Genomic DNA, 22,211 nt, shown 5'->3' on the forward strand with positions numbered 1-22,211 from the left:
AGTGTTTCACGTGAAACATTTTGACGTGATAGTTATCGGTGGCGGCCATGCCGGAGCCGAAGCGGCCCACGCATCCGCGCGTATGGGCGCGAATACTGCTTTGATCACGATGTCGCGCGACGGGATCGGGGTGATGTCCTGCAATCCGGCTATCGGTGGTCTTGGTAAGGGACATCTAGTCCGAGAGATTGACGCGCTGGATGGTGTTATGGGGCGTGTCGCGGATAAAGCCGGCATCCAGTTCCGTCTTTTGAACCGCCGCAAGGGACCCGCTGTTCAAGGCCCGCGGGCGCAAGCGGACCGTGCGATCTATCGGAAAGAAATGCTGGCCGAGACCGAACGCCAGGAGAATCTTACCATCGTAGAGGGAGAGGTGACCGACTTCATTCTCAACGATGGCAAGGTTTCTGGTGCCGTTCTTGCCGATGGTGAACAGATCGCTGCGGCTGCGGTTGTATTGACAACTGGGACTTTCTTGCGCGGCGTCATCCATATTGGGGATGTGTCGCGCTCCGGCGGTCGGATGGGCGATAAAGCCTCCGTCGATCTGGCAAACCGCATTGATTCGTTCAAACTGCCACTAGGGCGTCTGAAGACGGGGACGCCGCCGCGTTTGGACGGGCGGACGATTGATTGGGAAAAGCTGGAATCGCAACCCGGGGATGATGAGCCTGTCTTGTTCTCTTTCTTGTCAGAGGCGACGTCGGCACCGCAAATCTCCTGCGGCATTACGCATACCAATGAAAAAACGCATCAAATTATTCGCGATAACCTGTCGCGCTCCGCGATGTACGGGGGGCATATCGACGGGGTAGGGCCCCGATACTGCCCGTCGATTGAAGATAAAGTTGTCCGCTTTGCTGATAAAACCTCGCACCAAGTTTTCCTGGAGCCTGAGGGCGCCGATGACCACACCATCTACCCCAATGGTATTTCGACCTCCCTGCCTGAGGATGTTCAGCTTGCCTATGTGCGGTCGATGGTTGGGTTGGAAAATGTAGAAATCATCCAGCCCGGGTATGCGATTGAATATGACTATGTCGACCCCCGCGCCCTAGATCTGGCCCTTTCCGTGAGGACTGTGCCTGGCCTATATCTCGCTGGTCAGATCAACGGGACCACCGGTTATGAAGAAGCTGCAGCACAAGGTTTGGTTGCCGGATTGAACGCGGCGCTTGCAGCACAGGGCAAAGAGCCGGTGACGTTCAGCCGCGCCGATAGCTATATTGGCGTGATGATTGATGACCTGACCACCCGAGGTGTGACAGAGCCCTATCGCATGTTTACCTCTCGCGCCGAATTCCGTTTGTCGCTCCGGGCAGATAACGCTGACCAGCGTCTGACCCCTTTAGCGATTGCCTTGGGCTGCGTATCGCAAGAGCGGGTTGCGTATTTTAACGCCAAAATGGCCAAGATCGACGCAGCGATGGCAGAGCTCACGAAAACGCCCTATGCATCAAAGGCGATCGAGGCGGCAGGGATCAAGGTTAGCCAGGACGGAACAAAGCGGACCGGTTTCCAACTATTGGCATTTCCGGATGTGACATTCGAGCAGATCGTCTTGATTAATCCAGCGCTTGAAACGGTAGAACCCGAAATTCGCCGTCAGGTCGAGCGGGATGCGCTATATGCAAACTATATCGCGCGTCAGCAACGGGATATCGACCTCCTCCAGAAGGATGAGGCACATGTCATTCCTGCGAATTTTGATTATGAAGCCATCGACGGGCTGTCAAATGAGCTTACCTCAAAGCTGTCGCTGACTCGCCCGACCAACCTCGCACAGGCGGCCCGCATTGACGGTATGACGCCCTCGGCCTTGACGCTGCTTCTGTCTCACCTCAAGCGCGGCAGCCAGAAGAAGTCTGCATGATGGGCGCTTTTGAGGAGGATGTTTCACGTGAAACATTGGAGAAGCTTCAGCATTTCTCGCAATTGGTCGAGAAGTGGACGGCGAAGATTAATCTGATTTCCAAGCCGAGCGTCACCGAGATGTGGGAGCGTCACATTCTGGATTCACTACAAATCTATTCCCACGCGCCGAATACGGGCCATTGGGTAGATCTTGGAAGCGGTGGCGGTTTTCCGGCAATTGTCGTAGCGCTGATGTCGCAGCAAGACGAGCGTGCGACGAAATTTACCTTGGTCGAAAGCGACCAGCGTAAATGCGCGTTCCTGAGAACAGCCATTCGGGAGCTTGAGCTGAACGCAACGGTGGCGAACGCGCGGATTGAAGCGATCGAACACTTGGAAGCAGACGTTCTAAGCGCGCGGGCCTTGTCCGACTTGACCGCATTGCTGGGTTTTGCAGATCGCCATCTCTTACCCTCCGGCACTGCGCTTTTCCCGAAGGGGGAGAACTGGCGCGCAGAGGATGCCGCAGCGAGAGAGATCTGGGCATATACCTGCGACGCGATCCAAAGCCAGACGAACCCATCCGCCGCAATTCTTAAGATCAAGGAAATCAAACATGTCTGATCTGTCTCGACCTTCGGGGCCCAAAATTATTGCGATTGCGAACCAGAAGGGTGGAGTGGGTAAGACCACGACGACGATCAACCTCGCGGCGGCTTTGGTTGAGCAGAAGCAGCGCGTTCTGGTGATTGACCTTGATCCGCAAGGCAACGCGTCAACTGGTCTGGGCATTGAACTGGATGATCGGGAATTTACGACCTACGAGCTTTTGCTTGAGGATATCGACCTTGATCAAGTGATTATGACGACCGAGACAGAAGGCCTGCATATCGTTGCCGCCACTGTCGATCTCAGTTCCGCAGATATGGAATTGATCGCTAATGAAAAGCGTAGTTTTCTTTTGCATGACGCCCTGCGGCAGACGCAGATGGACAGCTACGCCTTCGATTATATCCTGATTGATTGCCCGCCATCGCTGAACTTGCTGACAGTGAACGCGATGATTGCGGCGCATTCGGTGCTTGTCCCACTGCAAAGCGAGTTTTTCGCGCTTGAAGGATTGTCGCAGTTGATGCTGACCATCCGCGAAGTGCGCCAGAGCGGGAACAAGGACCTACGGATCGAAGGGATTTTGCTGACGATGTATGATCAGCGGAACAACCTGTCGCAACAGGTTGAGCAGGACGCCCGAAGCAATTTGGGCGAACTGGTATATAGAACCGTTATTCCGCGTAACGTACGGGTCAGTGAGGCACCCAGTTATGCGATGCCGGTTCTAAGTTACGATAGCGGGTCGAAAGGTGCCAAAGCGTACCGCGATCTGGCGAAAGAAGTACTGGCAAATAGTGCCGTATAAATAAGGGGTCAGGCAATGGCAGATAAAGACAAACGGCGCGGTTTGGGTCGAGGATTGTCGGCTTTGATGGCGGACGTAGCGGAGACACAAACGGTGGCATCAGAAGGCGCGGCGGAACAGTATGTTCCTATTGAAAAGATTTCTCCTAATCCGGAGCAGCCGCGCAAGCGGTTTGATCCGCAGGATTTGGATGATCTTGCAAACTCTATCCGCGAAAAGGGCGTTATCCAGCCGCTGATCGTACGCCGCCGTGATGATGGGACGTTCGAAATTGTCGCGGGTGAACGCCGATGGCGCGCGTCGCAGATGGCGCAGCTGCATGAACTTCCGATCATTGTCCGCGAATTCACCGATGTCGAAGTTCTCGAAGTTGCGATTATCGAGAACATCCAGCGGGCGGACCTCAATTCGATCGAAGAAGCGGCGGGCTATCGTCAGCTGATGGACCGTTTTGGCCACACGCAAGAGAAGATGGCGGAAGCCTTGGGCAAAAGCCGCAGTCATATCGCGAACTTGCTGCGCTTGCTAAATTTGCCCGAAAATGTTCTGGAAATGGTGCGTCAGGGCGACCTGACAGCGGGTCACGCCCGGACCTTGGTGCCGTCGAAGAACCCTGAAAAGCTGGCCAAACAGATTATCGCCGGCGGCTTGTCGGTGCGCGCGGCCGAGGCGCTGATCAAGAAAGAGCAGCAAGCTGAGAATGAAGGACCAAACAAGCGGGCGGCCAAATCATCGAGCGAAAAAGACGCGGACACCCGCGCGCTTGAAGGGGATCTGTCAGCGAACCTTGGTTTGAAGGTAACCCTGAACCACAAGCCGGGGCAGGAGGCGGGCCAGATGGTGCTGCACTACACGACGATGGACGAGCTGGACGAGCTTTGCCAACGTCTGTCGGCCTCTTAATCCGACAAGAGTTCGGCCAAAATCGCGTTTAGCACCATAAAGCCCTGATCTGTCACATAAAGCTGGTCTTTATCCCTAGAAATCATCCCGATGCCCTGCATCTGGGTGATTTTTTTTGTTGATAGCGGTGCGCCGGAAAGCGCCTCGTACCGGCGCAGGTCCACGCCTTCCTTTAGACGAAGCCCCATCATCAGAAACTCGCTCCCCTGATCTTCGGTCGTCAAAAGCTCGCGGGGCTTTTCGGTGGCACCGCTGGCAACAGCGTCAAGCCAGCGTTTGGGGTTGCTATAACATTCGGTCGCAAAGCGATTGCCGTTTTGGGTCAGGCGCCCATGGGCCCCCGGACCAATGCCAAGATAATCGCCGTAGCGCCAGTAGATCAGGTTGTGCCGCGATTGCGCCCCGTCGCGGGCGTGGTTCGATACCTCGTAAGAGGGCATGCCCATCTCGCCGCAAATATCCTGAGTGGCCGCATACATATCGGCGCCCAGATCATCGCTGGGCAATCCGCGCAGCTTTCCCACTGCATAGCGATCGCCAAAGGCGGTGCCTTGCTCGATGGTCAGTTGATACAGCGACATATGGTCTATCGCTAGCGATAGGGCCTGTTTCAGCTCGGTCCGCCAGTCGGCCAAACCCTGGTTCTGGCGACCATAAATCAGGTCAAAACTGACGCGTTCAAAGGTATTGCGGGCGATGTCAAAAGCGGCAAGCCCTTCGTCAACCGTATGGATGCGGCCCAGACGTTTCAGGTCCGCATCATTCAGGGCCTGTATACCCATTGAAATACGGTTGACGCCCGCTTGACGGAAGGCTGCAAAACGGTCGGCTTCAACCGAACCGGGGTTCGCCTCGAGCGTGATTTCCAGATCATTGGCCGTGGGCCACAGTCGACGGATCGCGGCGATGACATCAGCGACGACATCGGGGTCCATCAGACTTGGGGTGCCGCCGCCGAAAAAGACGGCGTTCAAGACGCGCCCTTGGGTTTCGGCGGCGCCGCGTTCAAGCTCTGCCAGATAGGCATCGCGCCAGGCCCGTTGGTCGATTGTGCGACTAACATGGCTGTTAAAGTCACAATAGGGGCACTTCGCCTCGCAAAACGGCCAATGGATATAAAGGCCAAAGCCCCCCTGGCGCCAATCCTCAGTCAAAGCAGGCAGAGATCAGTTTGGCGAAAGCGTCCGCACGGTGGCTGATTGCGTTCTTGGCGTCGGCGGACATTTCGCCAAAGGTCTGCTCGTGCCCGTCGGGTTGGAACATCGGGTCATAGCCGTGACCGACGTCGCCGCGGATCGGCCAGACAAGCGTGCCGTTCACGCGGCCTTCGAAAATCTCTTCATGTCCGTCGGGCCAGACCAAAACCAGTGTCGCGCAGAACCGCGCGCGGCGCGGGTGTGGGGCGTTTGCCTCTTCCAGCAACCTGTGGGTCTTGGTCATCGCCATGACGAAATCGCGGCCGTTGGGCGTTTCGGACCAATCGGCGGTATAGACGCCGGGGGCATTGTCCAGCGCTTCGACCTCGATCCCGGAGTCATCTGCAAGCGCGGGAAGGCCCGTTGCCGCGACCGCCGCACGGGCTTTGATGCGGGCGTTGCCGATGAAAGTGTTTTCGGTTTCCTCCGGCTCGCCCAGGTTCATCTCGGCGGCACCTTTGACGGTGACGCCGAAGGGGGCGAAAAGCTCGGTCATTTCCTGCAGCTTGCCAGCGTTGTGGGTGGCGACCAGAATCTGGTCGCCGGTGAATTTACGGGTCATGCGGTGGCTGCCTTCTGCTTCTCGACAAGCTCTGCCACGCCCTTTTCGGCGAGATCCATCAACTGGTTCATCTGGTCGCGCGAATAGGTGGAGCCTTCGGCGCTCATCTGGATCTCGATCAATTTGCCGCTGCCGGTCATAATAAAGTTACCGTCCACGCCTGCTTCGGAATCCTCGGGGTAGTCAAGGTCAAGCACGGGCTGGCCCGCATAGATGCCGCAGCTGATCGCGGCGACCGGATCGACCAGTGGGTCGCTGACCACGTCGCCCGCCTTCATCAGCTTGTTCACCGCCAGTTTCAACGCGACCCAACCGCCCGTGATAGAGGCACAACGCGTGCCGCCGTCGGCCTGCAGCACGTCGCAGTCGATGGTGATCTGACGTTCGCCCAAGGCACTGCGATCCACGCCGGCGCGCAGGGCGCGACCGATAAGGCGTTGAATTTCAACGGTACGCCCCCCTTGTTTGCCCATTGCCGCCTCGCGGCGCATACGGGTGTTGGTGGCACGGGGCAGCATGCCGTATTCTGCCGTGACCCAGCCCAGACCGGAGCCTTTGATGAAGGGCGGCACGCGGTCCTCGATCGTGGCGGTACACAGCACATGGGTGTCGCCCATCTTGATCAGGGCCGATCCTTCGGCGTGTTTGGTGAATCCCGTTTCAATCGATACGGCACGCAGTTCGTCAAGTTTCCGACCAGAGGGGCGCATAGGTATTTCCTTTTCCATTTGCCATTGGGGATAACTCTGCGTTGCGGCGCGATGCAACCCCGATTGACGTTTGCCCCCTGTCGCACATACTTCTCCCACTATGGACAAAACACCTACAGTTTTAGACGAGATGAACGACCGCTCGCGCGAGGTGTTCCGCCGCGTGGTCGAAGGCTATCTGGCGAATGGCGATCCCGTGGGGTCGCGCACGCTGACCCGTGATTTCAGCGAAAAGGTCAGCGCGGCGACGATCCGTAATGTGATGCAGGATCTTGAATATATGGGACTGCTGGGCAGCCCCCATGTCAGCGCCGGTCGTATCCCGACGCAGATGGGGCTGCGCATGTTCGTCGACGGCATGATCGAGATCGGCGATCCAACCGAGACGGACCGTGAAAAGATCGACGCGACCGTTGGCAGCAACAACGCCGATGTCAGCGGCATTCTTGATCGGGTGGGGTCGGCGCTGTCCGGCGTGACCCAGGGTGCCTCGCTTGTGCTGACGCCCAAACACGAGGCACCGATCAAGCATATCGAATTTGTTTCACTGTCTCACGATAGGGCGCTGGTCGTTCTGGTCTTTTCCGACGGTCACGTGGAGAACCGATTGTTCACACCGCCGCCGGGCCAGACCCCCAGCAGCATGCGTGAAGCCGCGAATTTCCTGAATGCGCTGGTCGAGGGGAAAACCATCTCGGAATTGCAGCGCACCATCGCGCATGAGATCAGCCAGCGGCGCCAGCAGATCGACGTTCTTGCGCAGCAGCTTGTAGAAAGCGGTCTGGCGCTGTGGCAGGGCGAAGGGGAGTCCCCCGAGCGGTTGATCGTGCGCGGACGGTCGAATCTGATCAACACCGAAGGCGAGGCCGAGAACGTCGAATTGATCCGCCAGCTGTTTGACGACCTTGAACGCAAGCGGGATATCGCGGAATTCCTCGAATTGGCCGACGCGGGCGACGGTGTGCGCATTTTTATTGGTTCTGAGAATAAACTTTTTTCACTTTCGGGTTCCTCTCTGGTCGTTTCCCCTTATATGAACGCTGATCGTAAGGTGATCGGGGCGGTCGGTGTGATCGGCCCCACGCGCCTTAATTATGGACGTATCGTGCCGATTGTGAATTACACGGCGCAGCTGGTTGGAAAGCTGATTTCGAACCGCAGCTAGAGGTGAATTATGGCAGAGCCGAAAGAGAACGAATTTCTGGATGATATCGATGACGCAGAGGCCGAAGCCTATGCCGACGAGATGTCCGAGATTGACGACGAAGCGCTGGAACTGGACGAATTGCGTGCCGAGCGTGACCAGCTGAAAGACCGTTTCATGCGGGCCCTGGCCGACGCAGAGAACGCGCGCAAACGGTCTGACAAGGACCGTCGCGAGGCGGAAAACTATGGCGGGTCGAAACTGGCGCGCGACATGCTGCCGGTCTACGACAATATGAAACGCGCCCTGGAAGCCGCTACAGAAGAGCAGCGCACCATTTCCGGCCCATTGCTGGAAGGGATCGAACTGACGATGCGCGAGTTGCTGAGCGTGTTCAAGAAGCACGGCATCGAAGTCATTTCGCCCGCAGTGGGTGACAAGTTCGATCCGCAGCATCATCAGGCGATGTTCGAGGCGCCCGTGCCAGACACCAAAGCAGGCGATATCATCCAGGTCGCCGCCGAAGGTTTCATGTTGCACGACCGTCTGCTGCGTCCGGCGCAGGTCGGCGTTTCCTCTACCCCCGCAGGGTAAACGCCCGGGATAGAGCGGCCCTTCGGGGAGGATTTAACACCATTTGGAAGCGAGGGAGGCGGTCAGGTTTTGGCCGCCTCTTTCAATTTATAGAGCAGGTCGAGCGCTTCACGTGGAGAGAGCTCGTCGGGGATAATCTCGGCCAGCGTTTCTTCGAGCTTGGAGCTTTGTTTTGGTTGAGGCGCAGGTGCCGGTGCCACGGCAAACAGGGGCAGGTCGTCGATCAGGGTTTTCTGCGTCGCGCCGCCTTCGCGTTCGCCCTTTTCCAACGCTTCAAGCACGACGCGTGCGCGCGCGATGACGGAAGGCGGCAAGCCGGCCAATTGCGCGACCTGCACACCGTAGGACCGATCGGCGGCGCCTTTGCGGACCTCGTGCAGGAAGATCACCTCTCCGTCCCATTCCTTGACCGCGACGGTGGCGTTATCGACCCCGCCCAGCTTGTTCGAAAGCGCGGTCATTTCATGGTAGTGCGTCGCGAACAAAGCGCGAGAGCGGTTGATATCATGCAGGTGTTCCAGCGTGGCCCAAGCGATGGACAAGCCGTCATAGGTCGCCGTGCCGCGCCCGATTTCATCCAGGATCACAAGCGCGCGGTCGTCCGCCTGATTGAGGATTGCGGCGGTTTCGACCATTTCGACCATAAACGTGGAACGGCCCCGTGCCAGATCGTCAGAGGCGCCGACACGGCTGAAAATCTGGCTGATCAGGCCGATGTGCGCGGTGGCGGCAGGCACGTAGCTGCCCATTTGCGCCATCAGGGCGATGATCGCGTTCTGCCGCAGGAAGGTCGATTTACCCGCCATGTTAGGGCCGGTCAGCAGCCAGATATTCGCGTTGTCGCCATCGGCCGACAGGGTGCAATCATTGGCGATAAAGGGGCTGCCGGATTGCTGGGCCAAGGCGCGTTCCACGACCGGATGGCGGCCCCCCTGAATGTCGAAGGCACGTGAATTGTCGACGCGGGGTTTCACCCAGTTTTCGGACTGCGCCAGATCGGCCAGACCGGTGGCCAGATCAATCTCGGCCAATCCAGCCGAGGCGACACCGATCGGGCCGGAGTGATCCAGAATCGCGCGTTTCAACGTTTCATAGAGCCGCTTTTCAATCTCCAGCGCGTGGTTGCCCGCGTTGAGGATCTTTGTCTCCATCTCGGACAGTTCCACGGTTGTGAAACGGACCTGATTGGCAGTGGTCTGACGGTGGATAAAGGTATCGGACAGCGGCGCCGACAGCATTTTCTCGGCGTGGGTCGCTGTGACTTCGGCGAAATACCCAAGCACGTTGTTGTGTTTGATCTTCAACGTCGAGATACCGGTGAGCGAGATGAAATCCTGCTGCATCTGGGCAATGACGCTGCGGCCTTCGTCCCGCAGGGTGCGCACCTCGTCCAGCTCGGCGTCATACCCCGGCGCGATAAAGCCGCCGTCGCGGGCCAGCAGGGGTGGTTCGGCAATCAGCGCATCGTCGAGCAGATCAATCAGGCTGTCATGGCCGGTAAGCCCTTTGGCGGCCTGGGCCAGCAGATCGGGCAGGACGGCAGCTTGCATCTTGTCGGCCAGATGGCTGGCTTCGGTCAGGCCGTTGCGGATGGCGGCAAGGTCACGGGGGCCGCCGCGGTCCAGCGACAGGCGCGACAGGGCGCGGTCCAGATCAGGGACGTTGCGCAGATGCTGGCGGATGTCATTGCGGATCGACGGTGTGTCATAGGCAAAGCTGATCGCGTCCAGACGGGATTGAATCGTCTCTAACACACGGGAAGGTGACGAAATGCGCCGTTCCAGTAGCCGGGCACCGCCGGCGGTCACTGTCTTGTCCATGACGGACAACAGCGTACCGGCGCGACCACCTGTCAGCGCATGTGTCAGTTCAAGATTGCGACGTGTGGCAGCGTCGATCTGTACGCTGCGGGCCTCGGCCTCTTTCTGCGGCGGGCGCAGGAGGGGGAGTTTGCCCTTCTGTGTAATCTCGAGATAGTCGATGATCGCGCCCATGGCCGAGATATCGGCGCGTTCAAAGCTGCCGAAGGCGTCGAGCGACCCGATGCCGAACAGATCGCAGACCCGTTTCTCAGCGCTGCGGCTGTCAAAGGCAGAGCGTGCGATCGGGGTCAGCGCGATGTCGAAATCAGAGACTAATTCACGCAAATCAGCCTCTTTCGCTTCTGACACGATCAGCTCTGACGGGGACAGACGGGCCAGTTCGGGGCCAAGGCGCGACAGGGTCAGGGGCATCACGTGAAACGCGCCGGTCGAAATATCGACCCAGGCCAGCGCATGACCGTCGCGGACCTCTGCAAATGCGGCCAGATAGTTGTGGCGCCGCGCTTCGAGCAGGGATTCCTCGGTCAATGTGCCGGGGGTGACCAGCCGCACGACATCGCGTTTGACCACGGATTTATAGCCGCGTTTCTTCGCCTCTGCCGGGCTTTCCATCTGTTCGCAGACCGCCACGCGGAAGCCTTTGCGGATCAGCGTCAGCAAATACCCTTCGGCGGCATGGACCGGCACGCCGCACATGGGGATGTCTTCGCCCCCGTGTTTGCCGCGTTTGGTCAGCGCGATATCCAGCGCTTCAGCCGCGGCGACGGCATCGTCAAAGAACATCTCGTAAAAATCGCCCATGCGGTAGAACAGCAGCGCTTCGGCGTACTGGGATTTAAGCTCTAGATATTGCGCCATCATTGGCGTGATTTTTTCTTCGGTCACCCTGCGCCCCCGGTTCGAGTTAACGTTGTGTACAAAACCGCGCCTCCGGACGAAAGGGCGGACCGGCGTTGCACGCGAGGCGTCGCCGCGACGTCGTGCAAACCGTGAGCGCCATCATGATTGTGTGAGGGGCCGATCGGCGATATCAAGCGGGAAACCATGAGGAAAGCCGTTCTAGTGACCAAAAACCGCATCACGTCCGAAGAGGCGCTCGCCTTTCACCTTGAACCCACGCCGGGCAAGTTCGAAATCACCGCAACCGTCCCGATGACGACCCAGCGGGATCTGAGCCTCGCCTATTCCCCCGGTGTTGCCGTTCCCTGTGAGGCGATCGCTGAAAATCCCGAGCTGGCATATGACTATACCAACAAGGGCAATATGGTCGCGGTGATTTCCAACGGCACTGCTGTTTTGGGCTTGGGCAACCTTGGTGCGCTGGCGTCGAAACCGGTGATGGAGGGCAAGTCGGTGCTGTTCAAACGGTTCGCCGACGTGAATTCGATCGACGTCGAGCTGGACACCGAAGACCCCGAGGCCTTCATCAACGCGGTCAAGCTGATGGGGCCGACGTTCGGCGGGATCAACCTTGAGGATATCAAGGCGCCAGAATGTTTCATCATCGAACAGCGTCTGAAAGAAGAGATGGATATTCCCGTCTTTCACGACGACCAGCACGGCACCGCGGTGATCTGTGCTGCGGGTCTGCTGAACGCTTTGCGCATTTCGGGCAAGAAGATCGAAGATGTGCAGATCGTGTTGAACGGTGCGGGCGCGGCGGGGATCGCCTGTCTTGAACTGCTCAAGGCGATGGGGGCCAAGCACAACAACTGTATCATGTGCGATACAAAAGGTGTGATCTATCAGGGCCGTACCGAGGGCATGAACCAGTGGAAGTCGGCCCATGCTGCGCAGACCGAGCTGCGCACGCTGGAAGAGGCGATGAAGAACGCGGATGTGTTCCTGGGTGTGTCGGTCAAAGGGGCCGTGACGCCCGCGATGGTCGCCAGCATGGCGGATAATCCGGTGATCTTCGCGATGGCGAACCCCGATCCTGAAATCACGCCGGAGGAAGCGCACGAGGTACGCCCCGATGCGATTGTCGCCACGGGCCGCAGCGATTACCCCAATCAGGTTAACAACGTTTTGGGCTTTCCCTACCTGTTCCGCGGGGCGCTTGATATCCACGCCCGCGCCATCAACGACGAGATGAAGATCGCCTGCGCCCACGCTTTGGCCGATCTGGCACGCGAGGATGTGCCGGACGAAGTGGCGCTGGCCTATGGCAAGAACCTGAGCTTTGGTCGGGATTACATCATCCCGACGCCGTTCGATCCGCGTCTGATCCATCGTATTCCGCCTGCTGTTGCACGTGCAGGTATGGACACCGGCGCCGCGCGGCGCCCGATCATCGATATGGACGCCTACGAGCTGAGCCTGAAGTCGCGGATGGACCCGACGGCGAATATCCTGCGTGGGATCAACGCCCGTGCGCGGGCCAATCAGGCGCGGATGATCTTTGCAGAAGGGGATGACCCCAAGGTTCTGCGGGCTGCGGTGATGTATCAACGCTCCGGTCTGGGCAAGGCGCTGGTCGTCGGGCGTGCCGACGACGTAAAGGCCAAGCTGACGGCGGCGGGGATGGAGGATGCCTACCGCGAGCTTGAGGTCGTGAATGCGGCCAATACCCAGCACCTGGAGACGTATAAGTCATTCCTTTACAATCGCTTGCAGCGCAAGGGGTCGGACAGCAAGGATATCCACCGTCTGGCCGCCCGTGACCGCCACGTCTTTGCCGCGCTGATGTTGGCGCACGGGCATGGCGATGGTCTGGTGACCGGTGCAACCCGCAAATCCGCCCATGTGCTTGAACGGCTAAACCACGTGTTCGATGCCAATGCAAAACACGGCGCCGTCGGGATCACTGCGCTGCTGCACAAGGGGCGGATTGTGTTCATCGGCGATACGCTGGTGCATGAATGGCCGAACGAAGAAGACCTTGCGAATATTGCTGAAAAAGGGGCCAAGGTCGCCCGCCACATGGGGCTTGAGCCACGGGTTGCCTTCGTTAGCTTCTCTACCTTTGGCTATCCGGTTTCCGAGCGCGCAGAAAAGATGCAGCGTGCCCCCGATGTGCTGGACGCACGCGGGGTCGATTTCGAATACGAAGGCGAAATGACCGTGGATGTGGCGCTGAATGCCGAAAGCCAAAAGAACTATCCGTTCTCGCGGCTGACAGGGCCTGCGAATATCCTCGTCGTGCCGGCGCGGCATTCGGCCAGTATCTCGGTCAAATTGATGCAGGAAATGGCGGGGGCCACAGTAATCGGCCCGATCCTGACGGGGTTGGACAAGTCGATCCAGATCTGTTCGACCACATCCACCGCGAATGACATCCTGAACATGGCTATTCTGGCGGCCTGCAAGGTTGGCGAATGATCTGGAACCTCGGCTCTGTCAACGCGGATAATTTCTACTATCTGCGGCATCTGCCGGCGCCGGGGGAAACGATTGCCGCGCATGATTTCCGGCAAGGGTTGGGCGGGAAGGGCGCCAATATGTCGGTCGCCGCCGCCCGCGCCGGAACGCGCGTTATGCATATCGGTGCTGTGGGGCCGGACGGTAAATGGACCGTGGACCGCTTGCTGGAATACGGCGTCGAAACGCAGCATATCAGCATGATCGACACGGCCACCGGTCACGCGAATATCTGTGTGGCCGAGGATGGCGAAAACTCTATCGTGTTGTTCTCAGGGGCCAATCACCAGATCACCACCCAGATGATCGGGGCCGCCCTGGCAGAGGCATCGCCCGGTGACTTTCTGCTGATGCAGAACGAAACCCTGGGCCAACGCTTTGCCGCGCAGACCGCGCATACTCTGGGCCTGCGCGTCGCTTATGCCGCTGCGCCCTTTGATGCTGAAATCGTGGCGCAGGTTCTGCCCGACATTGATCTGCTGGTGTTGAACGAGGTCGAGGCAGAGGCGCTTGAAAAAACCACAGGTGCCCGCATCGACGCGCTGCCGATCGACGATATTATCGTGACCTTGGGCGCTGAGGGGTGCAAATGGGTCTCTAACAAGGCGAAAACGGTGCAAAGCTTTCCGGCCTATCCGGTCAAAGCCATCGATACCACGGGGGCGGGGGACACGTTTACCGGCTATCTGATCGCCGCCTTGGACCGCAAACTGTCGATGCCGGATGCGATTGCGCTGGCAATGCAAGCTGGCGCCTTGATGGTCACGCGGCAAGGGACAGCGGATGTGATCCCGGACCTCAAAGACATCCAGGATCACGGTTTTGACGAAGATTAACGCTCGCGATTAACGCTGGGTTAACGTTATTTCGCAAAGGGCGCAGCGCTGCCCCAAAGTTGTTTCACGCGCTGGTCGCGCCCACAGCCGTTGCGATAGCGCTTGTAGGCGACGGATTTCTTCACGCCCAAGCCGACGCTGGTAAAGGCCAGACGTTCATCGCTTTTGTAGTAATCCTGATGGTAGGCATCGGCGGGGTAGAACGCGGCTTTGCCCAAGAGCGGGGTTACGACGTTCTTGCCCAAAGCGGCCTGCGCATCGGCCTTGGCCTTTTCTGCAGCGGCCTTCTGCCCGTTACCGTCGGCAAAAATCGCGGTGCGGTAGCTATCGCCGCGGTCGCAGAATTGCCCGCCCGCGTCCGTTGGATCAACCGACCGGAAGAACATCGACAGCAACTGGTCCGCAGACACAACCGCCGGATCATACTGGATCTGCGCCGCTTCATAGTGCCCGGTGCCGCCGGCGACGACCTGTTTATAGGTGGGGTTTTTCACGCTTCCGCCCGCAAAACCCGATACGACCTCTTTCACGCCTTTCACGCTTTCAAAGTCCGCTTCAACGCACCAAAAGCAGCCGCCCGCGACCAAAAGCGTCTCTGTTCCGGCAGCTTTTGCGGTTGTCGCCTGTGCTGCAAGGCCCAGACCAATGGCAGCGCTTAACGCGATCATGCGCATATTTGTGGCAAATCCCATGGAATACTCTCCTTTGTTTTGCCTAACGGTGACCGCAATGTTTGCGCGACGCAACTCAGGTGCCCGTGATGTCACAGCCAAGTGATGTCGGTTTCACCCTTGGCCCCGCGGCACGAAGTTCTTAGCGTCAGCCCCAAAGAAGGAGCAATTTGATGCAAACCCACGTCACCACGCACCAAGCCGAAGAAGATGCCCGCAATGAAGACATTTTGATCTATTTAAACGGTCAGATTGTCCCCAAGGCACAGGCCGTGGTCAGCGTCTATGACAGCGGTTTCATGCTGGGCGACGGCATCTGGGAAGGGCTGCGGCTGTATGATGGTACATGGGCTTTTCTGAACGATCACTTTGACCGCCTGTTCGAGGCGTCCAAAGCCATTGACCTTGACATCGGGATGACGCGCGACGCCCTGATTTCAGCCTTGTTAGAGACGCAAAAAGCCAATGGCATGACCACTGATGCCCACGCGCGCCTGATGATCACACGGGGGCCAAAAACGCGGCCCTTCCAGCACCCGTCGCTGTCGCAATCGGGCCCCACCATCACGATCATTATGGAACACTCGCGCCCGAATATGCCGCGCCCGATCCGGCTGGCCACGGTGCCGCATCTGCGCGGGCTGCCGATGACGCAGGACCCAAAGCTAAATAGTCATTCCAAATTGAACTGTATTCTTGCGTGTATTGCCGCGGAAAAAGCGGGTGCCGACGAAGGGCTGATGCTCGATATCAACGGTTTCGTGAATACAACAAACGCCTGTAACTTTTTCATCGTCCGCAAAGGGGAGGTTTGGACCAGCACCGGCGATTACTGCATGAATGGAATCACCCGTCAGAAGGTCATCGACCTGTGCCGCGCCAATGATATCCCGTGTTTCAAAAGGAATTATTCATTGGTCGACACCTATGGTGCTGACGAGGCCTTCTTGACCGGCACATTCGGGGCGCAAACACCTGTCGCGATGATCGATGGCCGTCAGATTGGCACCGGCGACATGGGGCCGGTAACAAAAAAGCTGCGCGGTTTATACAAAGACCTGATTGCAAAGGAATGTGCCTGATGCGTATCGCAATGTGGTCCGGCCCGCGCAATCTGAGCACGGCGATGATGTATAGCTTCGGCAACCGGGCCGATTTCACCGCGATGGATGAACCGTTCTATGCGCCGTATCTTAAGGCCACCGGCGCCGATCATCCGATGAAAGATGAAATTATCGCGGGCCATGAATGCGACCCCTCGAGCGTCGCGGCGCGCTGCGCAGAGCCGGGCACGCCGCATCGCTACATGAAACACATGCCCCATCATATGATTGACGGGTTTCCGATGGATTGGGCAGAGGGCTGCGTGCATGTCCACCTGATACGCCACCCCGCCCGCGTGATCGCCAGCTATACCGCGAAACGAGAAGCGCCGAATTTTAATGATATCGGCTATGGCCAACAGACCTCGCTGTACGATCAAATCGGTGGGCTGGTCATCGATTCCGCTGATATTCGCGCGAACCCCGAAGGAATGCTGCGTAAGCTGTGTGATGCCATCAGCCTGCCCTTCGATCCGGCAATGCTATCCTGGGCGGCGGGCCCACGTGCCGAAGATGGCATCTGGGCATCACATTGGTATGGTGCCGTGCACAAAAGCACCGGTTTTGCAGGGGCAGAGGGGCCGTTGCCCAGGCTTGAACCTGCCGCCGAAGCGCTGTGTGCCAAAGCCCTTCCACATTATCAAAAGCTTTATGATCAACGGCTTAGGTGATTTTGGGTAAATATCTTCGATTTATCGAAACTAAATCATCTCATGTTGCGTGACTCGTCATGAAGAACCACGCAACAAGGAGATTTAACATGAAGATGTTTACAGCAACCGCTCTGGCTCTCACGCTTGCCACGGGTACAGCCTTCGCCGCCGCACACAGCAACGCGATGGTCGAAGCGATGGATCAAGATGTATCCAACGGTGTGGTCAGCGCCGATAAGGTGATGGCAACTGAAAATGGCTGGATGGTCGTTCACCGCACAGATGCCGAGATGAAACCCGGCCCCGTTGTCGGCTACGCGCCTCTGCGTGCCGGTGAAAACGTCGACGTTGCCGCCATTCTGCAAGAAGAAGTGAAATCCGGCGATATGTTGATGCTCATGGTCCACTCCGAAGAGGGCGGCATGAAAACCGGCGGCTTTGAATACACATTGGGCGCCAAAGAAGACGGCCCGATCAAGCCAGACGGTAAATTGGTGATGACGGTTATTACTGCAGAGTAAACCGTTCTAACCCAAAAGAAGGCCCGGACAGAATATCCCCCTGTCCGGGCCTTTTCTGTTTACCCTTTGAGGCGCTTATCGCGTGCGGCCAAGAGCTTGAGGCGCAGCGCGTTCAGCTGAATGAAGCCCGCCGCGTCTTTTTGATCATAGGCACCAGCGTCATCTTCAAATGTCACGTGGGCTTCGGAATACAGCGAATGATCCGACCAGCGGCCGACGGTACGCACGTGGCCTTTGTACAATTTTAGTCGAACTGTACCGGTTACATGGGTTTGCGAGGCATCAATCGCCGCTTGCAGCATGGTGCGCTCGGGGCTGTACCAGAAACCGTTATAGATCAGCTCCGCATAGCGCGGCATCAGCTCGTCCTTCAGGTGCATCGCCCCACGGTCGAGCGTGATTGATTCGATCCCGCGGTGTGCTTCAAGCAGCAAGGTGCCGCCCGGCGTTTCGTAAATACCGCGGGATTTCATCCCGACAAAACGACCCTCGACAAGGTCAAGGCGCCCGCAGCCATGTTTGCCGCCAAGTTCGTTCAATTTAGCCAGAAGTGTCGCGGGCGACATGGCTTCGCCGTTGATGCTAACCGCATCGCCACGTTCAAACCCGATCTCTACATACTCGGGCGTATCTGGTGCCTGCTCTGGCGAGACGGTGCGCTGGTACACATAGTCGGGCGCGTCCACGGCCGGATCCTCCAGCACTTTGCCTTCCGAAGAGGTGTGCAGCAGGTTCGCGTCCACGCTAAACGGCGCTTCGCCACGTTTGTCCTTCGCCACGGGGATCTGATGTTTTTCGGCAAATTCGATCAATTTAGTCCGGCTGGACAGGTCCCATTCTCGCCATGGCGCGATCACCTTGATGTCGGGGTTCAACGCATAGGCCGCCAATTCGAAGCGAACCTGATCGTTGCCCTTGCCTGTCGCGCCGTGCGCAACGGCGTCGGCGCCGGTTTCGGCGGCGATTTCAACAAGGCGCTTGGAAATCAGAGGGCGCGCGATGGAGGTGCCCAACAGGTATAGGCCTTCGTAGACCGCATTGGCGCGGAACATGGGGAAGACGAAATCGCGCACGAATTCTTCGCGCACGTCTTCCACGTAAATCTCGGATGCGCCCATCATTTCAGCTTTGGCGCGGGCGGGCTCAAGCTCTTCGCCTTGGCCGAGGTCAGCGGTAAAGGTAACCACCTCGCAGCCATATTCGGTTTGCAGCCATTTCAGGATGATCGAGGTATCAAGCCCACCAGAATAGGCGAGCACAACTTTTTTGGGCGCGGACATGATGTTTCCTTTTCGGTTTGCACCGCGAAGTACCTGTTTTTCAAGGCGTGAGCAAGATTGAAGGCTGCGTTGACCGCGTCACCTGGGAATCGTATCGACAAGTATTCAACGGTAAGGTCGATGAGATGACAGATATGTTTAAAACTGCAGCACGCAGCGCAGCGCAACAGATGCGAGAGGTGTTTCCCGCCACCCCCTTGATGCGCAACGAACATCTGTCAGAAAAATACGACGCTGACATATGGTTGAAACGCGAAGACCTAAGCCCCGTTAGATCATATAAGTTGCGTGGAGCGTTCAACGCCATGCGCAAAGTGATCCCCGAGAAGTCTGTTTTCGTTTGTGCAAGTGCGGGCAACCACGCCCAAGGTGTTGCATTTATGTGCAGTCATTTCGGTGTGAAAGGTGTGATTTTCATGCCCGTCACGACGCCTCAACAGAAAATTCAGAAAACCAAGATGTTCGGTGGGCTTCAGGTCGAGGTTTGCTTGATCGGCGACTACTTTGACAAAACGCTCGCCGCGGCGCAGCAGTATTGCGTGGAAGAGGGTGCGCATTTTCTGTCTCCTTTCGATGATGAAGATGTCATTGAGGGGCAAGCCTCCGTTGCGGTTGAAATAGAGGAGCAGTTAGGGCGCGTGCCCGACCACATTCTGCTTCCCGTTGGTGGCGGCGGTCTTTCGTCCGGCGTTTACAGCTATTTTCAAAATGAGTGCCGGTATAGCTTTGTTGAACCTGAAGGGGCCCCTAGTTTGGCCAAAGCTTTGGCCGCGGGTGCACCGGTGGATGTGTCTCCTATCAATAGTTTCGTCGATGGGGCCGCGGTCGCAAAAATTGGCCAACGTAACTTTGCACGGTTGGATCGTGTCGCAGAGAGTGATGTGATCCATCTGGCCGAAGACCGCATCTGCGTCACGATCATCGAAATGCTGAATGTTGAAGGCATCGTGTTAGAACCTGCTGGTGCCCTATCTATTGAGGCGCTGGGCGAAGTAGCTGACCAGATCAAGGGCAAGACCATTGTATGCGTAGCATCCGGCGGAAACTTCGATTTTGAGCGTCTGCCAGAGGTGAAAGAGCGGGCGCAGCGGTACTCCGGCGTCAAAAAATATTTTATTCTGCGGATGCCGCAGCGCCCGGGTGCACTGAAAGAATTCTTGAGCATTCTCGGCCCGGACGATGACATCTGTCGGTTTGAATACCTGAAGAAGTCTGCGCGAAACTTCGGCTCTGTCCTGATCGGAATTGAAACACGCAGCCCTGACAGTTTTGGGCCGTTCTTGGCGCAACTGAAGGACGCAGGATTTACCTATACGGACATCACGAATGACGAAACCTTGGCTCAATTTGTTCTATAGGCGCAATGCAGGTCCCCGTGTTCGATAGGAAATGTTCTTTCGATTTTTCATAGCTGGTAAGGATCTCCTTCCAAATAGATGTGATTTGATGGCTGCCGGCAAAATTGCCTTCGGCCTGCGCGCATTGTTCTGACAATTCGACAAACCCCACGCTTAACGCGCTGCCCTTCACAAAGTGAAGTATATCGCGAAACTGATCGGTCGTTACGTCCATCGTTAGCTGAGCATTGGCTTCTTCCACCTCCTTAAAAAACACGCACATAATTGTGCTGAAGTCGTCGCGCCCAACAGCGGCCTGCAAGGTCGTGACCTGTTCCCAGTCAATCACTGATTCGCCCTCTTTCTCCGGCCAATGTGGGGCAAAATTCCTAACAAAGCGTGCAGGGCGATCATCACTTAAAAACTTTTGGGCTTCACCGAATCTTAATCTGTCGTTGGCTAGGCTCGGGGCGAAGATGCCGAAAGCTTTTGAATGTTGCAGAACAAGATTGAAAAAATAGCCCGACCAAACACGCCGCAGCGGTTTCGCGCGATCAAAACAGCTATGGTTGTCGACGATAGCGCGCTGCAACGGCGAATCTTGATGGCGACACTGTCGCGATGGGGATTCGATGTGCAGGAAGCGGCCTCTGCTGAAGAGGCATTGGCGGTCTGCGAACAAACGCTACCGGATCTGATCATCAGCGATTGGATTATGCCGGGTATGTCGGGGCTGCAATTTTGCGAGGCGTTTCGCAAACTTTCGAAGGGCAGCTACGGGTACTTCATTTTACTGACGGCAAAATCTGATAAGTCCGAGGTGGTTAAAGGGTTGGACAGCGGTGCGGACGATTTTGTCAGCAAGCCAGTCAACGTTGACGAGCTACGCGCGCGAATCATGGCGGGCGAACGCATTTTGACGATGCAGCGTGAATTATCGTCGAAAAACCGTGTCATTAGTGAAGCTTTGGACGCGTTGCAAAACGTACATGACGCATTGGATCGGGACCTAGACGAAGCGCGAAAGTTTCAGAAATCCCTTTTGCAGGAACCGTACTGCGCCTTCGATGCGGGTACCGTGTCTTTGATGCTCAGGTCCAGCGGGCATGTAGGGGGCGATCTGGTGGGATATTTCACAGCGGGAAATAGCATCGGGATTTACGGGCTAGATGTGTCCGGTCACGGGGTGAGCTCGGCTCTGATGGCCGCCCGTTTGGCCGGTATATTTTCCGCCGTCGCACCTGAGCAAAACCTGGCATTGGCACGCCAATCTGACGGGACGTATAAAATGCGCCCGCCCGACCAAGTAATCGCCGAGCTGAACAGCCTAGTGCTCTCTGACATGGAATCGGAGCAGTATTTCACACTTTTTCTGGCGGAAATTGAACTTGATACCGGCAGGATCAGGGCAACCCAGGCCGGCCACCCGCACCCCTTCATTCAGCGACGCAACAGCAGGTTGGAAAACTTCGGGAGAGGCGGGCTGCCCGTAGGGCTGATTGCCGATGCGCAATATGAAACAGTCGCGAGCCAGCTTTACCCTGGCGACCGTCTGATCGTGCTTTCCGACGGGGTGACGGAATGTCCTGACCCGATTGGGCAAATGCTGGACGATAATGGTTTAAATCAGGTTCTACATGATCTGCACCCCATCAGGGGGCCGCTTTTCTTTGACGCGCTCACGTCGCGGCTAGAAGATCATGCGGGGACGGCTGACTTTCCTGATGATGTTTCCGGCATCTGCTTCGAATTTCAGGACCTTGCCGCCAGAAACCGTTCAAGAAAGTGCCGATCTCCATCGTTGCCTAGCACCGAAACGGCCTCTTCCCCCGACAGAACAACTGTTGCGTGGTCAGGCTCTATCGGGGGGGCAATATGACGGACGGGATGGGCGACATAGACATTGCAAATTTTCTCGGCCCAGATGTCATACTCCGGCATATAGACGTATCGTCGGAATGCGCCCAACCGCCGGGGGCGCGCAATGGTCCAGCCAATCTCTTCCATCACCTCGCGGTGGAGCGTTTGGAGAGGCGATTCACCGGGGTCAATGCCACCGCCTGGCAACTGAATATCAACATGTGGCCTAAGCTGGGCGGTCATCAAAAAGCGACCCTTGAGGGGCAAAATCGCATAGGCTCCGGGGCGCGACGTGTATGTTTTTCCCGGAATGGGCGGTTCCCCAACGCGTCGCATCATATGACTCCCCCTTTTCGCACGGCTTGTTGCCCTTATATAGACGCGGTA

General features: G+C 57.4%; 20 protein-coding genes and 1 pseudogene. 13 read left to right on the plus strand and 8 right to left on the minus strand.

Features of this window, described 5'->3' with window-relative positions:
* Positions 1-10 precede the first annotated feature (10 nt).
* From mnmG to ABM428_RS01920, 4 genes are read left to right on the plus strand one after another with little or no spacing between them, the layout of a single operon-like run.
* The gene (gene mnmG / locus ABM428_RS01905; protein WP_132997650.1) at positions 11-1,873 is read left to right on the plus strand and encodes a tRNA uridine-5-carboxymethylaminomethyl(34) synthesis enzyme MnmG; all 1,863 of its coding nucleotides are present in this window, start codon (positions 11-13) and stop codon (positions 1,871-1,873) included.
* A complete protein-coding gene (gene rsmG, locus ABM428_RS01910) occupies positions 1,870-2,478 on the plus strand; it encodes a 16S rRNA (guanine(527)-N(7))-methyltransferase RsmG (RefSeq protein WP_132997651.1) in 609 nt (202 codons plus the stop codon). Before mnmG ends, rsmG begins: the two co-directional genes overlap by 4 nt.
* Entirely contained in the window at positions 2,471-3,271 is an 801-nt protein-coding gene (locus ABM428_RS01915) for a ParA family protein (RefSeq protein ID WP_005850775.1), read from the plus strand. The genes rsmG and ABM428_RS01915 overlap by 8 nt, the downstream gene beginning before the upstream one ends.
* A gap of 15 nt (positions 3,272-3,286) precedes the next feature.
* A complete protein-coding gene (locus tag ABM428_RS01920; protein ID WP_132997652.1) occupies positions 3,287-4,174 on the plus strand; it encodes a ParB/RepB/Spo0J family partition protein in 888 nt (295 codons plus the stop codon).
* On the opposite strand, the gene hemW is transcribed toward ABM428_RS01920, so the two are convergent.
* The 3 genes from hemW to rph are packed head-to-tail and all read right to left on the minus strand — an operon-like array spanning position 4,171 to position 6,642.
* Positions 4,171-5,328: a radical SAM family heme chaperone HemW gene (gene hemW / locus ABM428_RS01925; protein ID WP_353628106.1), complete on the minus strand. Its 1,158-nt coding sequence runs from the start codon at positions 5,326-5,328 to the stop codon at positions 4,171-4,173. The two genes, ABM428_RS01920 and hemW, sit on opposite strands and share 4 nt — an antisense overlap.
* A complete protein-coding gene (gene rdgB / locus ABM428_RS01930) occupies positions 5,321-5,932 on the minus strand; it encodes an RdgB/HAM1 family non-canonical purine NTP pyrophosphatase (protein WP_037942418.1) in 612 nt (203 codons plus the stop codon). The genes hemW and rdgB overlap by 8 nt, the downstream gene beginning before the upstream one ends.
* Positions 5,929-6,642 carry a ribonuclease PH gene (gene rph / locus ABM428_RS01935; RefSeq protein ID WP_037942417.1) on the minus strand — a complete coding sequence of 238 codons (714 nt, stop codon included), beginning with the start codon at positions 6,640-6,642 and terminating at the stop codon, positions 5,929-5,931. Before rph ends, rdgB begins: the two co-directional genes overlap by 4 nt.
* Positions 6,643-6,772: 130 nt before the next feature.
* Between rph and hrcA the strand changes: the two genes are divergently transcribed.
* Positions 6,773-7,807 (plus strand): heat-inducible transcriptional repressor HrcA, encoded by a 1,035-nt coding sequence (gene hrcA / locus ABM428_RS01940; protein WP_005850786.1) that lies wholly within the window; start codon positions 6,773-6,775, stop codon positions 7,805-7,807.
* Positions 7,808-7,816: 9 nt separating this feature from the next.
* Positions 7,817-8,380, plus strand: a complete 564-nt coding sequence (locus tag ABM428_RS01945; protein ID WP_005850788.1) for a nucleotide exchange factor GrpE — start codon at positions 7,817-7,819, stop codon at positions 8,378-8,380.
* Positions 8,381-8,442: 62 nt separating this feature from the next.
* Here the strand turns inward: ABM428_RS01945 and mutS are convergent, their stop codons facing one another.
* On the minus strand, positions 8,443-11,064 hold the full coding sequence (gene mutS, locus ABM428_RS01950) for a DNA mismatch repair protein MutS (protein ID WP_353628331.1): 2,622 nt from the start codon (positions 11,062-11,064) through the stop codon (positions 8,443-8,445).
* Between the two features lie 201 nt (positions 11,065-11,265).
* On the opposite strand from mutS, the gene ABM428_RS01955 reads away from it, so the two are divergent.
* Together ABM428_RS01955 and ABM428_RS01960 are read left to right on the plus strand one after the other, a co-directional pair.
* Entirely contained in the window at positions 11,266-13,524 is a 2,259-nt protein-coding gene (locus tag ABM428_RS01955; RefSeq protein WP_005850791.1) for an NADP-dependent malic enzyme, read from the plus strand.
* The gene (locus ABM428_RS01960) at positions 13,521-14,399 is read left to right on the plus strand and encodes a ribokinase (protein WP_353628107.1); all 879 of its coding nucleotides are present in this window, start codon (positions 13,521-13,523) and stop codon (positions 14,397-14,399) included. Before ABM428_RS01955 ends, ABM428_RS01960 begins: the two co-directional genes overlap by 4 nt.
* 26 nt (positions 14,400-14,425) lie before the next feature.
* On the opposite strand, the gene msrA is transcribed toward ABM428_RS01960, so the two are convergent.
* Positions 14,426-15,091, minus strand: coding sequence for a peptide-methionine (S)-S-oxide reductase MsrA (msrA, locus tag ABM428_RS01965; protein ID WP_353628108.1), 666 nt, complete (start codon positions 15,089-15,091; stop codon positions 14,426-14,428).
* A 152-nt stretch (positions 15,092-15,243) separates the two neighbouring features.
* On the opposite strand from msrA, the gene ABM428_RS01970 reads away from it, so the two are divergent.
* The 3 genes from ABM428_RS01970 (at position 15,244) to ABM428_RS01980 (ending at position 17,347) form a co-directional block, all read left to right on the plus strand.
* Positions 15,244-16,152 (plus strand): D-amino acid aminotransferase, encoded by a 909-nt coding sequence (locus tag ABM428_RS01970; protein WP_132997655.1) that lies wholly within the window; start codon positions 15,244-15,246, stop codon positions 16,150-16,152.
* A complete protein-coding gene (locus tag ABM428_RS01975; RefSeq protein WP_132997656.1) occupies positions 16,152-16,844 on the plus strand; it encodes an HAD family hydrolase in 693 nt (230 codons plus the stop codon). Before ABM428_RS01970 ends, ABM428_RS01975 begins: the two co-directional genes overlap by 1 nt.
* Positions 16,845-16,933: 89 nt before the next feature.
* Positions 16,934-17,347, plus strand: a complete 414-nt coding sequence (locus tag ABM428_RS01980; protein ID WP_005850801.1) for a hypothetical protein — start codon at positions 16,934-16,936, stop codon at positions 17,345-17,347.
* A 59-nt stretch (positions 17,348-17,406) separates the two neighbouring features.
* On the opposite strand, the gene ABM428_RS01985 is transcribed toward ABM428_RS01980, so the two are convergent.
* On the minus strand, positions 17,407-18,627 hold the full coding sequence (locus ABM428_RS01985; protein WP_005850804.1) for an argininosuccinate synthase: 1,221 nt from the start codon (positions 18,625-18,627) through the stop codon (positions 17,407-17,409).
* 125 nt (positions 18,628-18,752) lie between these two features.
* Here ABM428_RS01985 and ilvA point away from each other — a divergent pair, with 125 nt between their 5' ends.
* Entirely contained in the window at positions 18,753-19,985 is a 1,233-nt protein-coding gene (ilvA, locus tag ABM428_RS01990; RefSeq protein WP_353628332.1) for a threonine ammonia-lyase IlvA, read from the plus strand.
* Here ilvA and ABM428_RS01995 read toward each other — a convergent pair.
* Positions 19,948-20,556, minus strand: coding sequence for an Hpt domain-containing protein (locus ABM428_RS01995; protein WP_240790847.1), 609 nt, complete (start codon positions 20,554-20,556; stop codon positions 19,948-19,950). The genes ilvA and ABM428_RS01995 overlap by 38 nt on opposite strands.
* Before the next feature lie 12 nt (positions 20,557-20,568).
* On the opposite strand from ABM428_RS01995, the pseudogene ABM428_RS02000 reads away from it, so the two are divergent.
* A pseudogene (locus tag ABM428_RS02000) lies at positions 20,569-21,705 on the plus strand (SpoIIE family protein phosphatase); the annotation flags it as partial.
* 11 nt (positions 21,706-21,716) lie between these two features.
* On the opposite strand, the gene ABM428_RS02005 reads toward ABM428_RS02000, so the two are convergent.
* A complete protein-coding gene (locus tag ABM428_RS02005; RefSeq protein ID WP_132997658.1) occupies positions 21,717-22,163 on the minus strand; it encodes an NUDIX hydrolase in 447 nt (148 codons plus the stop codon).
* Positions 22,164-22,211 lie beyond the last annotated feature (48 nt).

It is taken from the genome of Sulfitobacter sp. TCYB15, from assembly GCF_040435955.1.
In the GTDB taxonomy this organism is placed as follows: domain Bacteria; phylum Pseudomonadota; class Alphaproteobacteria; order Rhodobacterales; family Rhodobacteraceae; genus Sulfitobacter; species Sulfitobacter pontiacus.